General features: G+C 71.2%; 12 protein-coding genes. 2 read left to right on the top strand and 10 right to left on the bottom strand.

Translation table 11 applies throughout. From position 1 onward, the window contains the following. Positions 1–436 precede the first annotated feature (436 nt). Complete coding sequence (locus tag ACFYXC_RS30765; protein ID WP_389555283.1) at positions 437–1,444, bottom strand: stage II sporulation protein M; 1,008 nt, start codon at positions 1,442–1,444, stop codon at positions 437–439. A 116-nt stretch (positions 1,445–1,560) separates the two neighbouring features. On the opposite strand from ACFYXC_RS30765, the gene ACFYXC_RS30770 reads away from it, so the two are divergent. Next, on the top strand, positions 1,561–2,613 hold the full coding sequence (locus tag ACFYXC_RS30770) for an RDD family protein (protein ID WP_389555284.1): 1,053 nt from the start codon (positions 1,561–1,563) through the stop codon (positions 2,611–2,613). Positions 2,614–2,637: 24 nt separating this feature from the next. Here ACFYXC_RS30770 and ACFYXC_RS30775 read toward each other — a convergent pair whose 3' ends face one another. The 9 genes from ACFYXC_RS30775 to ACFYXC_RS30815 all read right to left on the bottom strand — a co-directional run bounded on the left by ACFYXC_RS30775 (position 2,638) and on the right by ACFYXC_RS30815 (position 12,751). Continuing rightward, complete coding sequence (locus tag ACFYXC_RS30775; protein ID WP_389555286.1) at positions 2,638–3,252, bottom strand: hypothetical protein; 615 nt, start codon at positions 3,250–3,252, stop codon at positions 2,638–2,640. An 83-nt stretch (positions 3,253–3,335) separates the two neighbouring features. Further along, on the bottom strand, positions 3,336–4,793 hold the full coding sequence (gene ahcY, locus ACFYXC_RS30780; RefSeq protein ID WP_388920400.1) for an adenosylhomocysteinase: 1,458 nt from the start codon (positions 4,791–4,793) through the stop codon (positions 3,336–3,338). A 335-nt stretch (positions 4,794–5,128) separates the two neighbouring features. Beyond that, positions 5,129–6,106, bottom strand: a complete 978-nt coding sequence (locus tag ACFYXC_RS30785) for a cation diffusion facilitator family transporter (RefSeq protein WP_389555289.1) — start codon at positions 6,104–6,106, stop codon at positions 5,129–5,131. Positions 6,107–6,261: 155 nt separating this feature from the next. Beyond that, on the bottom strand, positions 6,262–7,413 hold the full coding sequence (gene manA / locus ACFYXC_RS30790) for a mannose-6-phosphate isomerase, class I (protein ID WP_389555291.1): 1,152 nt from the start codon (positions 7,411–7,413) through the stop codon (positions 6,262–6,264). An 85-nt stretch (positions 7,414–7,498) separates the two neighbouring features. Next, a complete protein-coding gene (locus ACFYXC_RS30795) occupies positions 7,499–8,626 on the bottom strand; it encodes an SIS domain-containing protein (protein WP_388920409.1) in 1,128 nt (375 codons plus the stop codon). Between the two features lie 72 nt (positions 8,627–8,698). Further along, positions 8,699–8,881, bottom strand: coding sequence for a Trm112 family protein (locus ACFYXC_RS30800; RefSeq protein WP_388920412.1), 183 nt, complete (start codon positions 8,879–8,881; stop codon positions 8,699–8,701). Between the two features lie 203 nt (positions 8,882–9,084). Then, a complete protein-coding gene (locus ACFYXC_RS30805; RefSeq protein ID WP_389555294.1) occupies positions 9,085–10,449 on the bottom strand; it encodes a phosphomannomutase/phosphoglucomutase in 1,365 nt (454 codons plus the stop codon). 127 nt (positions 10,450–10,576) lie between these two features. After that, positions 10,577–12,193 (bottom strand): L-lactate permease, encoded by a 1,617-nt coding sequence (locus tag ACFYXC_RS30810; RefSeq protein ID WP_389555296.1) that lies wholly within the window; start codon positions 12,191–12,193, stop codon positions 10,577–10,579. Positions 12,194–12,373: 180 nt separating this feature from the next. Continuing rightward, complete coding sequence (locus ACFYXC_RS30815) at positions 12,374–12,751, bottom strand: DUF3499 domain-containing protein (protein ID WP_388920421.1); 378 nt, start codon at positions 12,749–12,751, stop codon at positions 12,374–12,376. A 320-nt stretch (positions 12,752–13,071) separates the two neighbouring features. Between ACFYXC_RS30815 and ACFYXC_RS30820 the strand changes: the two genes are divergently transcribed. Continuing rightward, positions 13,072–13,524, top strand: a complete 453-nt coding sequence (locus ACFYXC_RS30820; RefSeq protein WP_389555453.1) for a metallopeptidase family protein — start codon at positions 13,072–13,074, stop codon at positions 13,522–13,524. Positions 13,525–13,560: the final 36 nt, after the last annotated feature.

Genomic DNA, 13,560 nt, shown 5'->3' on the forward strand with positions numbered 1-13,560 from the left:
CTGGCGTTGATTTTTGGCACGCTGTTGAGTTCTCAAGGAACGGACGCTTCCTTCGTACTCACCCTCTCGGGCTTTCCTCCGGGCTTTTCCCTTCGTGTTTCCAACCTTACCAGATCCGTTTTCCGTTCCGTTTCCGGTCGGAATTCATTTCCGGTGGCCAGTTGAGGGGCCTTTGCCTATTCGATTGCCTTCCGGCTCTCTTTCGGCAAGTTCGACTTTATCAGAAGTTTTCGATCGGCCTGACCGGCCGCTCAATTCCGAATTATCGAGAAGTGCTCCACCGGAATCAGTTCCAGGAAGCTGACAGAGACTAACTGCCACCGCCGAGCTTGTCCAGCTCTAGGCAACTGTTCGAATCTACCTCCCCACACGTCCCGTGTCAACGGTTTTTGTGGGGCGGAGAGGAGACTAGCAGCCTGGCGGGGGTGCCCGCACATCAGGCCGCGGTCGGTACGGAGGCGCTGCGCTCGTCCTCCTCGACGTCGCCCGTCTCACCGGCCCGCACGGCGCGGCCGCCCAGGACATAGACGTAGGCGAGGAAGAGCAGTTCGGCGGCTATGCCTATGCCGATGCGGGCCCAGGTCGGGAGGCCGGACGGGGTGACGAAACCTTCGATGGCGCCGGAGACGAAGAGGACGAGGGCGAGACCTATGGCCATGCCCAGTGCCGCACGGCCCTCCTCGGCGAGGGCCGCACGACGAGTACGCGGGCCCGGGTCGATGACGGTCCAGCCGAGACGCAGTCCTGTGCCGGCCGCCACGAAGACGGCGGTCAGCTCCAGCAGTCCGTGCGGGAGAATCAGGCCCAGGAAGGTGTCGAGGCGGCCCGCCGAGGACATCAGGCCGATCCCCACACCGACGTTGAGCATGTTCTGGAAGAGGATCCAGACGACCGGCAGACACAGGAAGGCGCCGAGTACCAGGCACATCGCGGCTGCCTGCGCGTTGTTCGTCCACACATGGGCCGCGAAGGACGCCGCGGGGTGGCTCGAGTAGTACGTCTCGTACTGGCCCCCGGGGCGGGTGAGCTCCCGCAGCTCGCTCGGCGCCGCTATGGAGGACTGGACCTCTGGGTGAGTGCCTATCCACCACCCCAGGAGGACGGCGAGCGCGGTGGACAGGAGTGCGGTCGGGACCCACCAGTGGCGTGCCCGGTAGACCCCCGCGGGGAAGCCCTGCGTGAGGAAGCGGGTGACATCGCGCCAGGAGGCTCGGCGGGTGCCTGTCACGGCACTGCGCGCGCGGGCCACCAGTTGGCTCAGGCGGCCGGTCAGCTGGGGATCCGGGGCGCTGGACTGGATCAGGGAGAGATGCGTCGCCGTGCGCTGGTAGAGGGCGACCAGTTCGTCGGCCTCCGCACCGGTGAGGCGGCGCCGGCGGCCGAGTAGTGCGTCGAGCCGGTCCCACTCGGCACGGTGGGCGGACACGAAGACGTCGAGGTCCATCGGGTCGGTTGCTCCTCGGCTGCTCGTCGTGTGGTCAGCTTGTCGCACTGCGGCGCGATGTGCCTCAGCTTGGCAGACTGTCTGTTCTCAGGGCAGTTCGGGGAAGGACGGCAGGCGTGAGTGAGCTCGTGACGGGCGAGGCGGTGGCGCTGGAGCTGCGGCCGGCGAAGCTGCCGAGCCGAGTACTGGCCGTGGTGCTCGACCTGGTGGTGGCGGTGGCCGCCTATGTCGCCGTGCTGATCGCCCTGGTGCTGTCCACGGCCGCTCTCGACGAGGCGGCGCAGGCGGCCGTGTCGATCGCCGCGTTCCTTCTTCTGCTGGTCGGCGGGCCGATCGCGGTGGAGACCCTCAGCCACGGGCGTTCGCTGGGGAAGGCGGCGTGCGGTCTGCGGGTGGTGCGGGACGACGGCGGGCCGATCCGGTTCCGGCACGCGCTGGTGCGCGGGGCGGTCGGGGTGGTCGAGATCCTGATGACGTTCGGGGTCGTGGCGTGCGTCGCCTCGCTGGTGTCGGCGCGGGGGCGGCGGCTCGGTGACGTGTTCGCGGGGACCCTGGTCGTACGGGAGCGGATTCCCGCCGGGCGTACGGCGTTCGTCCCTCCTCCGCCGCCGTGGCTGTCGGGGCGGTTCGCCGACCTTGATCTGTCCGGGGTTCCGGACGGGCTGTGGCTGGCCGTCCGGCAGTACCTGACGCGGATGCAGCAGCTGGACCCGCAGGTCGGCTGGGCGATGGCGGTGCGGCTCGCGACCGATGTCGCCGAGCGCACCGGGACTCCGGCGCCGCAGGGCGTCCCGCCGGCGGCGTTCCTGGCGGCCGTGATGCAGGAGCGGCAGGCGCGGGAGGTACGGCGGTCGTTCGGTGGTGGCGGCGCGGGGAGCGGTCCGGGCAGCCGGTACGCGTACCCGGGCGGGGCCGGTCCCGGTGTGCCGTACGGCCCGGTTCCGTCCCAGGGCCCGGTGTACGGCCCCGTCCCGGGCCCGCCGCAGGGACCGTTCCAGGCCCCGGTGCAGCCGGTGCATCCGATGCAGCCGGCTTCTGTTCAGCCGGTGGCTCCCCCGCCCGTGGCGCCTACGGCGCCCGCGGTGGCCCCGGTGAGCGCGCCGCCTCCGCCGCTCGTGCGGGAGGCCGATGGCAAGCGGCCCTCCACCGGGTTCGCCCCGCCCGCCTGACCGGTGTCCGGCGTGGTGTCGTCGTCAGGCGAAGGCCGACGGCGGTGATTCGAGGTCTTCGAGCTCGATGCCGGGAGCGGAGAGCACCACGTCGCCGGAGAGGTGGACGGCGTGCTGTTCGCCCGTGTCCAGGGCTGTGACCTGGTATTCCTCCACCGCCAGGGGGCCGTTGTCAGTGGCGTGTGTTTCTCTCGTGATCAGGGCCCAGGACTGGTCGAGGGTGCGCGGGGCGAGGACCGGGTCCGTGAGGGCGACGAGACGTACACGCGTGGCGGAGGCATCGGGGGTGAGGCGCAGCAGACGTGCGGTGGCGACGAGGAACGCGGGGGACGAGCCGGTGAAGGCGTGGGCGCGGACATTGCCTTCGGTGGCGTGCTCTCCGGTGGGGTCGGTGCGGACCCAGGTGACACCGTCGAGGGCAGCGCCGCGGACCTGCCAGCCCGACGCGTGGAGTTCGAGGCGGATGGGGCGGCCGCGGTCGTCGAGGGCGAGGTCGACGGAACCGGCGGGGGTGCCGGAGGGGGTGGTCAGGTGGGAGACGTAGCGCCAGCCGGAGGGGCCGGGTGCGCAGTGGAACCGTTCGTCGGCGAGGGGGGTGTGGTCGTGCGGGTCATGGAGCGAGTAGCGGCCGCGGGGCATGGTGGCTCGGGGTCCTCGATAGGGGGCAGGCCCCCGCCGGTGTGGGCGAGGGCCTGCTGACAACCGTCCGGTGAGCGCTGGGCTCAGTAGCGGTAGTGGTCCGACTTGTACGGGCCCTCGACCTCGACACCGATGTACGAAGCCTGCTCGGGGCGGAGCGTCGTGAGCTTCACGCCGAGCGCGTCCAGGTGGAGGCGGGCGACCTTCTCGTCGAGGTGCTTGGGCAGCACGTAGACGCCGGTCGGGTACTCCTCGGGCTTGGTGAACAGCTCGATCTGGGCCAGTGTCTGGTCCGCGAACGAGTTGGACATCACGAACGACGGGTGACCGGTCGCGTTGCCGAGGTTCAGCAGGCGGCCCTCGGAGAGGACGATGAGCACCTTGCCGTCGGGGAACGTCCAGGTGTGCACCTGCGGCTTGACCTCGTCCTTGACGATGCCGGGGAGCTGCGCGAGGCCGGCCATGTCGATCTCGTTGTCGAAGTGGCCGATGTTGCCCACGATCGCCTGGTGCTTCATCTTGGCCATGTCCGAGGCCATGATGATGTCCTTGTTGCCGGTCGTGGTGATGAAGATGTCCGCCGTCTCGACGACCTCGTCGAGGGTCGTGACCTGGTAGCCGTCCATCGCCGCCTGCAGTGCGCAGATCGGGTCGATCTCGGTGATGATCACGCGGGCGCCCTGGCCGCGCAGGGACTCCGCGCAGCCCTTGCCCACGTCGCCGTAGCCGAAGACGACCGCGGTCTTGCCGCCGATCAGGACGTCGGTGGCGCGGTTGATGCCGTCGATCAGGGAGTGGCGGCAGCCGTACTTGTTGTCGAACTTCGACTTGGTGACGGCGTCGTTCACGTTGATCGCCGGGAACAGGAGGGTGCCCTCGCGCTGCATCTCGTACAGGCGGTGGACGCCGGTCGTGGTCTCCTCGGTCACGCCGCGGATCTCCGAGGCGAGCTGGGTCCACTTCTGCGAACCGCCCGAGATCGTGCGGTTGAGGAGCTCCAGGACGACGCGGTGCTCTTCGTTCTCCGCGCTGTCCGGGGAGGGGACCTTGCCGTCCTTCTCGTACTGGACGCCGTTGTGGACGAGCATGGTGGCGTCGCCGCCGTCGTCCAGGATCATGTTCGGGCCGCCGGTGGGGCTGTTCGGCCAGGTCAGCGCCTGCTCCGTGCACCACCAGTACTCCTCCAGGGTCTCGCCCTTCCAGGCGAAGACCGGGATGCCCTGGGGGTCTTCGGGCGTGCCGTTCGGGCCGACCGCGATGGCGGCCGCGGCGTGGTCCTGGGTGGAGAAGATGTTGCAGGAGGCCCAGCGGACCTCGGCGCCCAGGGCGGCCAGGGTCTCGATGAGCACGGCGGTCTGCACGGTCATGTGCAGCGAGCCGGTGACGCGGGCGCCGGCGAGGGGCTGCGCCTCGGCGTACTCCTTGCGGATCGACATCAGGCCGGGCATCTCGTGCTCGGCGAGGGTGATCTCCTTGCGGCCGAAGGCGGCAAGGGAGAGGTCGGCGACCTTGAAGTCCTGGCGGTTGTCGACGGTGGTCATGCGAGCTGCTCCTCGGGTTGGGCGAGGTCGGGTTCGGCTGGTCTGCGCGGCGGTGGGCACGGTGAGCGCCCCACGGGGCACACGAATGCCCGGTGCCTTGCGCAGCGCAGTCCGTCGGAGGCCCTCTCTCCCTCGGCCGGCCTGCTGGGGCCGCCCGACCGCCATCAGCAGCGACGTCTGGCTCGGTGACGAATCTACACCGATCGGCGCAGTGGGCCCCAGTCCGCCTGAGAACAGTTCGAGCGGTTGTCGAGGCGTGGACGGAGCCGGAGACGGGCCTGGGCCCGCCGAATGGTTCGGCGGGCCCAGGTCAGGTACGGGTCGGCGGGTGGGGATCAGTGTCCGGCGGTCGGTACCGGGCCGCCCGGTGATGCCTCCGGGTCCGCGCCCCTGGCCGCCTCGGCCTGGTTGTAGATGTCGGGTTCGAGGTAGATGACGCGGGCGATCGGGACGGCCGCCCGGATGCGGGACTCGGCGGCGTCGATCGCCGTGGCGATCTCGGTGGCCGTGTCGTCGTGCTCGACCGCGATCTTGGCGGCGACCAGCAGTTCCTCGGGGCCGAGGTGAAGCGTGCGCATGTGGATGACGCGGGTGACCTTGTCGCCGTCGACGATCGCGGCCTCGATCTTCTCGACCGCTTCGAGGCCGGCGGCCTCGCCGAGGAGCAGTGACTTGGTCTCGGCGGCCAGGATGATCGCGATGGCGATGAGGAGGACGCCGATGCAGAGGGTGCCGATGCCGTCCCAGACGCCGTCGCCCGTGGCCAGGGCGAGGCTCACGCCGCCGAGCGCGAGGATCAGGCCGACCAGTGCGCCCAGGTCCTCAAGGAGGACGACGGGCAGCTCGGGTGCCTTGGCGTGGCGTACGAAGTCCTTCCAGGACTGCTTGCCGCGGGTCAGGTTGGACTCCTTGATGGCCGTCCGGAAGGAGAAGGTCTCGGCGATGATCGCGAAGACGAGGACGCCCACCGGCCAGTACCAGTGCTCGATCTCGTGCGGGTGCTTGATCTTCTCGTAGCCCTCGTAGATCGCGAACATGCCGCCGACCGAGAAGAGGACGATGGAGACGAGGAAGGCGTAGATGTAGCGCTCGCGGCCGTAGCCGAAGGGGTGCTGGGGGGTCGCCTCGCGCTTGGCCTTCTTGCCGCCGAGGAGCAGCAGTCCCTGGTTGCCGGAGTCGGCGAGCGAGTGCACGGACTCGGCGAGCATCGACGACGAACCACTGAAGAGGAACGCCACGAATTTCGCTACCGCGATCGCGAGGTTGGCGGCGAGTGCCGCCACGATCGCCTTGGTGCCGCCTGACGCGCTCATGTGTTCCCGAAGTCCTTTCGTCTGTCACTCGGTTGCCACTCGGTTGCGGCCCGGCCGCCGTCCGGCCGCCGTCTCGCGCTTTGCCTGTCCTTTGCGGTGCGCCATTGTTGCAGTCCGGGACCGCCCCGGAGTGCCGGGTGGTCACAGTGCTTCACTCAGACGACGACCGTGGCCCGGAAAAGCGTCCCGCTTCCGGACACTTCCGCCTTTTCGTCGGCCGGTACGAAGACGGAGTCACCGGGTGCGAGCGGGTGGTCGCCCGCCCGTACGGAGCCCGCGGTGCACAGCAGGATCTGCGGGGTGCCTCGGGTGAGGTCCTGGCCGGGGCCGCCCTCCGCGAGGACGTACCGGGAGAGGCGGAACTCGTCGATGGGGGTCTCGTAGACCTCCTCGCCGTCCGGGGACGCCTCGGGCCGCAGTACGCCCGGGTCACCGGCTTCGAAGCGCACGATCCGCAGGAGTTCGGGGACGTCGACGTGCTTGGGGGTGAGGCCGCAGCGCAGCACGTTGTCGGAGTTGGCCATGATCTCGACGCCGAGGCCGTTCAGATACGCGTGCGGCACGCCGGCGCCGAGGAACAGGGCCTCGCCCGGCTGCAGTCGGACGTGGTTGAGGAGCATCGCGGCGATGACACCCGGGTCGCCGGGGTAGTGGTGGGCGATCTCGGCGTACGGGGCATGGGCGCCGCCGAGCCGGGCGCAGGCCGCGGCCGCCTCGCTGACCGTGGTGGCCATCGGCTCGGGGTCCGCGGTGAGCACCGCGGTCAGTACCTCGCGCAGCGCGGCGTCCTCGGGGCGGGCGTGCAGCAGGTCGACGTACGGCTTGAGGGAGTCGACCCCGAGGGCCGACAGGAGTGCGGCGGCCTCCAGCGGGGCGCGGAACCCGCACAGGCCGTCGAACTCCGTGAGCGCGCAGATCAGTTCGGGCTTGTGGTTGGCGTCCTTGTAGTTGCGGTGCGGCGCGTCGGCCGGGACACCGCGGCGCTCCTCGTCCTCGTATCCCTCCTTGGCCTGGGTGAGGTCGGGGTGGACCTGGAGGGAGAGGGGGGCGCCGGCGGCGAGGATCTTCAGCAGGAACGGCAGGCGCGGGCCGAACCGGGCGACCGCCTCGCTGCCCAGTTCCTGTTCGGGGGCCGCTTCGATCACCTCGGTGAGAGGACCGCGGGGGGTCCGTGAGGGCGCGCCGGGGTGGGCGCCCATCCACATCTCGGCCTGCGGTTCGCCGGTCGGCTCGACGCCGAGGAGCCGCGGGATGGCCGTGGTGGAGCCCCAGGCGTAGGGGCGGACGGTGTTGTCGAGGCGGTCCATGCTGTGTCTTCTTCTCCGTACGGGTGCTGGTACGCGTGCTGATCGACGGGTTCTGCGGATTCTGGTCAGGAGGCGTTGCCCGAGATCAGGCCGTCGAGGCGAGCGCCAGGTAGACGGCGGCGAAATCCGTGGTGGCGATCAGTTCGGCGAGTGTCTCCAGGTCGCTGCCCTCTTCGGGGGCGAGTTCGCTGATCGCCGTGTCGTGGCCGAGGGCGAGTTCGCGGGCGGCGGGGGCGGCGGTGCGGCCGCCGGCCGGGCGGTCGCGGAGCAGGACCACGCGCGCGTGGAGGACCTGGGCGTCCTCGACGCGGTCACGGAAGAAGTCGTCGGGGTCGGCGCCGGCCGCCAGGGCGCCGGCGAGGAGCACGCTGTGCGAGGCCAGCGCCTCGGGCAGTTCGGCGGTGAGCGCGGGACGTCCCGCGAGCTCCGCCAGGGCGGCGACGAAGCGGCGGCCCGCCGGGCCCGCGGAGTCGCCCTCGGTCCAGATCACCGGGAGCGATTCGGCGAGCTCGGCGGCGAGGGTCTTGGCGGGGTTGCTGTAGGTCGCGATGGCGGGGCCGCAGCGCTCGGCCACGTGGTCGAGGCGGTCGGCGACCTTCTGCAGGGCGTCGGGCGGCGCGGACAGGAGGCCGGTGCGGTCGAGCAGCGCGAGCAGCGGGGTGAGCAGCGCCCACAGGGAGCCGGGGGCCGAGGCGGCGGCGGGGGCCTGCGGTTCGTAGGGGGCGGTCGCCATCGGCACGGTGAGGCCGTGGGCGACCGCGACCGTTTCGGTCAGCGGGGCGCGGGGCGGGCAGACGGCGACGACGGTGAGGCCGCGCCGGTACGCCTGCTCGACGAGGAGCGAGAGGCCGGGCTCGCTGCCGTCCGGGGTGGCGATCAGGAGCAGGTCGACGGGGCCCGCCCAGCCGGGCAGTTCCCAGAGCAGGGCGCCCGCGGCGGGGGCCACTCCGCGGGGGGTGAGGCGGGTGACGGGGCAGGCGGCGCCCGCGAGTGTGCCGAGCAGGTCGGCCACGCAGGTGGCGGCCAGGCCGGGGCCCGCGGTCAGGATGGCGCGCGGACGGCCGTCGGGCTTGAGCTCGGCGATGCCGGCCTCGTTGGCGTGCCGGACGGCGGTGCGTACGCGGGCGCCTGCCTCGGCGGCACCGCGGAGCAGTTCCCGCCGGTCCGCGCGGGCCAGCCCTTCCTGGTCGTCGAGGAGTGTTTCGTCGAACATGGTGGGCAGCCTCCGGACACCTGGCGGGGTTGCTTCTGCGGGAGCGGCGGGGTTGGGCGGGGCGGGTGGGGGTTACGCGGGGCGACGGGCCTCGTCGACGAGGAGGACGGGGATGTCGTCCCGGACGGGGTAGGCCAGGCCGCAGTCCTGGCCTGTGCAGACCAGCTCCTGCTCCTGCCCCTGCCCCTGTTCCTTGAGGGGCGCGTGGCAGGCCGGGCAGGCGAGGATCTCCAGGAGGCCGGCTTCGAGCGGCATGTCAGGTCCCTTCGGAGCGGGTTCGATCTTGCGGTGATGTGGCCTGGTCAGGGTACCGCCGGTGGGGGCGAGCGTCTGATCCTGTTCTCGCCCCCGCCGCCCCTTCCCTTCCCGCCCCTGGGGGCTCCGCCCCCAGACCCCCGTTGCGCAGTTCCCCGCGCCCCTGGGTACCCAGGGGCGCGGGGAACTGCGCGATCAGCCCCTCAGCCCCTGATGATGGCCAGGACCTCGTCCCGGGTCCTGGCCATCGTCGGCTCGTCCCGTGCCTCCGCGTTCAGGCGCAGGAGCGGTTCCGTGTTGGACGGGCGGACGTTGAACCACCAGTCGGCGGCGGTCACCGTGAGGCCGTCGAGTTCGTCGAGGATGACGCCCTCGCGGCCCTCGTAGGCCGCCCTGATCGCGGCGAGGCGGGCCGCCTGGTCGTCGACGGTGGAGTTGATCTCGCCGGAGCCGGCGTAGCGGTCGTACTGGGCGACGAGGGCGGAGAGCGTGCCCTCCTGGCCGCCGAGGGCGGCGAGGACGTGGAGCGCCGCGAGCATGCCCGTGTCGGCGTTCCAGAAGTCCTTGAAGTAGTAGTGCGCGGAGTGTTCGCCGCCGAAGATCGCTCCGGAGGTGGCCATCTCGGCCTTGATGAAGGAGTGGCCCACGCGGGTGCGGACCGGTGTGCCGCCGTGCTCCCGGACGACCTCCGGGACGGACCAGGACGTGATCAGGTTGTGGATGACCGTGCCCTTGCCGCCGTGTCTGGCCAGTTCGCGGGCGGCGACCAGGGCCGTGATGGCGGACGGGGAGACCGGCTCGCCGCGCTCGTCGACGACGAAGCAGCGGTCGGCGTCGCCGTCGAAGGCGATGCCGAGGTCGGCGGACTCCTCGCGGACGCGCTTCTGGAGGTCGACGAGGTTCGCCGGGTCCAGTGGGTTCGCCTCGTGGTTCGGGAACGTGCCGTCCAGCTCGAAGTACATCGGGACGAGCTGGAGGGGCAGGCCCGCGAAGACGGTCGGGACGGTGTGCCCGCCCATGCCGTTGCCCGCGTCCACCACGACCTTCAGGGGGCGGACGGAGGTCAGGTCGACGAGGCCGCGCAGGTGCGCCGCGTAGTCCTTCAACGTGTCGCGCCGGGTGATCGTGCCCGGTGTCGCGTCCGAGGAGGGGGCTCCCGAGTCGATCCAGGACTCGACGAGCCCGCGGATCTCGGTGAGGCCGGTGTCCTGTCCGACGGGGGCCGCGCCCGCCCGGCACATCTTGATGCCGTTGTAGCGGGCCGGGTTGTGCGAGGCCGTGAACATGGCGCCCGCGAGGTCGAACGCGCCCGACGCGTAGTACAGCTGGTCGGTCGAGCACAGTCCTATCTCGGTCACGTCGACGCCGCGCGCCGCCGCCCCGCGCGCGAAGGCCCGTGACAGACCGGGTGACGAGGGGCGCATGTCGTGCCCGGTCACGATCGCGGTCGCTCCCGTCACCTGGGCGAAGGCCGCGCCGAACAGCTCGGCCAGCGTCTCGTCCCACTGGTCCGGGACCACCCCGCGTACGTCGTACGCCTTAACGAGCTGCGACAGATCAGCGGTCACGGCCAACCTTCCTGGAGTCCTCAACGGTGACCCACAAAGTACCCGCAGGGAGGGTCACCGGGCCGGGCGGGACCTGTCCGGGCACATGCGGACATCACGGCCGACTGCACGCAGACCTCGCACAGGTCTACGGAAGCATCCAGTCCAGGACGGGTGAGCTCTGACCGACGACGATGAGGCACATGACCAGCAGGAGTCCGAGGCTCCAGGGCAGCACCTTGCGCAGCAGGTCTCCCTCGCGGCCCGCGAGCCCGACCGCCGCGCAGGCGATGGTGAGGTTCTGCGGGGAGATCATCTTGCCGAGGACGCCGCCCGAGCTGTTGGCCGCCGCGAGGAGCTCCGGGGAGAGGCCGGACTCCCGTGCGGCGGTCACCTGGAGGGCACCGAAGAGGGCGTTGGCCGAGGTGTCCGATCCGGAGACGGCCACGCCGAACCAGCCGAGGACGGGTGACAGGAAGGCGAGTCCCGCGCCGGCCGCCGCCACGAAGTGGCCGATCGTGGCCGCCTGTCCGGAGAGATTCATGACGTAGGCGAGCGCCAGGACGGAGGTGACGGTGAGGATCGCGAACCGCAGCTCGTGGACGGTCGCCGCCCATTCCCTGACGGCCACGCGCGCGTGCACGCCGAGGACGACGGCCGTGCACACCCCGGCGAGCAGCACCAGCGTGCCTCCGGTGGACACGATCGGCCAGGTGAAGACATTGCCGCCGACGGGGTCGCCGTCCGGGTTCACGACGTTCAGGAAGGGCCAGTCGAAGGTGCGGGTCGCCTTCGCCAGCTGGTCCTTGACGGGCGGGATCTGGGCGATGGAGAAGATCACGACGATCAGCGCGTACGGGGCGTACGCACGCACCACCTCGCGGCTCGGGTCCTCCTCGTCCAGGTCCTCGCTGCGCACGCCGGTCAGGACCGCGGCCCGTACCGGTTCGGCGGCGGGCCTGCGCGCGTGCGGCACCGCCATCAGCGCGCCCGCTCCGGCCAGGGCGGCCCCGATGTCGGCGAGTTGGGCGGAGACGTAGTTGGAGGCGGCGAACTGGGCGACGGCGAAGGCGACACCGCACGCCATCGCGGGCACCCAGGTCTCACGCAGGCCGCGCCGTCCGTCCACCAGGAAGACCAGCACCAGGGGGACGACCAGAGCGAGGAGCGGGGTCTGGCGGCCCACCACGGAGGCCACGGTGTCCAGGGGCAGGTCGGTGACCTGGGCCAGGGTCACGACCGGTGTGCCCATCGCTCCGAAGGCGACCGGGGCGGTGTTGGCGACGAGCGCGACCACCGCGGCGCGGACGGGCTCGAAGCCCAGGGCGACGAGCATCACCGAGCAGATCGCGACGGGCGCTCCGAAGCCCGCGAGGGCCTCCAGGAGCGCGCCGAAGCAGAACGCGACGACGAGCGCCTGGATGCGCGGGTCGTCGGAGAGCCGCCCGAAGGAGCGGCGCAGGATGTCGAAGTGCCGGGTGCGGACGGTCATCCGGTAGACCCAGAGGGCGTTGACGACGATCCACAGGATGGGGAAGAGACCGAACACGGCTCCCTGGGCGGCACTGGAGAGCGTCTGTCCGGCCGGCATGCCGTACACGAGCGCGGCGACGAGGGCCGCGACGGCGAGACCGATGAGGCCGGCCAGGTGCGCCTTCATGCGGACGCCGCCGAGCAGGACGAGGACGACGACGAGGGGCAGGGTCGCGACGAGCGCGGACAGGCCGAGCGAGTCGGCCACGGGCTCGAGTTCCTGGACGTACACGGAGCCTCCCCCGATTCCGCCATGCGGAAGTCAGTTTCTCACTTACGGACCGGGGAAATGGTCGTGTCCGCGACAAGCGCGCGTCAATGGCCGTGCGCCGCCGAATGGAACGTGCACGGAACGCACACGGGTGAAGTCCCCTGCCCACAGGGGGAGTCGCGGCGGTCCGCCGCGGGCGGCTCAGGAGTCGGGTGACCGCAGGACCCGCAGGTGGCCGCGGCGGGCGACCTCCGTCGGGTCCGCGCCACGGGCGTTGCCGCCACCCGCCTGCGCCGTACGCTCCTGCGGGCGGGCCGCCTCACGGACCGCGTTGGCAAGCGCTTCCAGGTCGTCACCGCTGGGGCGGGAGGGAGCGGAGCCGTCGGCGAGCCTGACGACCTCCCAGCCGCGCGGGGCGGTGAGGCGCTCGGAGTGCTCGGCGCACAGGTCGTAGCAGTGGGGTTCGGCGTAGGTGGCGAGCGGGCCGAGGACCGCGGTCGAGTCGGCGTAGACGTACGTCAGCGTCGCTACGGCGGGACGGCCGCAAGCGGTGCGCGAACAGCGACGTACAGGGCTCACGAGGTTGGACGGTACCGCACTCTTGAGCGGGCCGCGACGACCCTCCCCCGCATCACCCCACCGTGTCGGGTGGTGACGCCCGTCACAGGGGGTCTCCGGCGGGCCTTCTTGACCTGCGGGTACGGGAATTGACGCGAGACCGGACAGAATCGGGGCTGATCACGAGTCGGTGCAAACGCTGTCATTTACCGTGCTTCCCGTGGTCGGTGAGGATACGGAAACAAGCCCGACCTTGGCCGGAATGGTCATCCTGCGACATGTCGCGAACGAGCCGCGGTGCGGTCTCCGGGCGGGTGCGCGGGGACTACGCTTCGTCAGTGATGGACAACCCCGTACCGCCCCGTCCCGCCGAACCCAGGCCCCGTCGTCGTGATCGACACGGGCGGGGGATGCGTGGGCCGGTGGCGCCACCGCAGGTGCCCCTCTCGGCCAGCCGCGCCGAGGTGTTCGCGGATCTGGTGCAGGACTCCGTGGAGCGGCTGGAACGACGGTGGCCACAGCTCTCCGACATCGAGTTCATGGTGCTGGAGGTCCCCCGGTTCGACCCGGCGGGCGACGACGGCTGGGGCGACGAGGCGGTGCCCCTGGGCGGCACGACGCCGGCGCACGAGGGGCGTCCCGCCCGGGTCGTCGTCTACCGGCGCCCCGTGGAGATCCGCACCAAGGGCCGTGACGAGCGGGCCGCGCTGGTGCACGAGATCGTGGTGGAGCAGGTCGCCGAACTGCTCGGACTGACTCCGGAGACCGTCGATCCCCGCTACGGCGAGGACTGACGGCCGACGGCCGCCCCGGCCGGAACCGGCGTCACC

Origin of the sequence: Streptomyces sp. NPDC002701, from assembly GCF_042889045.1 — a bacterium.
Lineage (GTDB): Bacteria > Actinomycetota > Actinomycetes > Streptomycetales > Streptomycetaceae > Streptomyces.

What these genes read in the sequence shown, in the direction of transcription:
- ACFYXC_RS30765 (WP_389555283.1), bottom strand. Translation starts at nt 1,444, where the DNA reads ATGGACCTCGACGTCTTCGTGTCCGCCCACCGTGCCGAGTGGGACCGG.
- ACFYXC_RS30775 (WP_389555286.1), bottom strand. Translation starts at nt 3,252, where the DNA reads ATGCCCCGCGGCCGCTACTCGCTCCATGACCCGCACGACCACACCCCC.
- ahcY (WP_388920400.1), bottom strand. Translation starts at nt 4,793, where the DNA reads ATGACCACCGTCGACAACCGCCAGGACTTCAAGGTCGCCGACCTCTCC.
- ACFYXC_RS30785 (WP_389555289.1), bottom strand. Translation starts at nt 6,106, where the DNA reads ATGAGCGCGTCAGGCGGCACCAAGGCGATCGTGGCGGCACTCGCCGCC.
- manA (WP_389555291.1), bottom strand. Translation starts at nt 7,413, where the DNA reads ATGGACCGCCTCGACAACACCGTCCGCCCCTACGCCTGGGGCTCCACC.
- ACFYXC_RS30795 (WP_388920409.1), bottom strand. Translation starts at nt 8,626, where the DNA reads ATGTTCGACGAAACACTCCTCGACGACCAGGAAGGGCTGGCCCGCGCG.
- ACFYXC_RS30800 (WP_388920412.1), bottom strand. Translation starts at nt 8,881, where the DNA reads ATGCCGCTCGAAGCCGGCCTCCTGGAGATCCTCGCCTGCCCGGCCTGC.
- ACFYXC_RS30820 (WP_389555453.1), top strand. Translation starts at nt 13,072, where the DNA reads ATGGACAACCCCGTACCGCCCCGTCCCGCCGAACCCAGGCCCCGTCGT.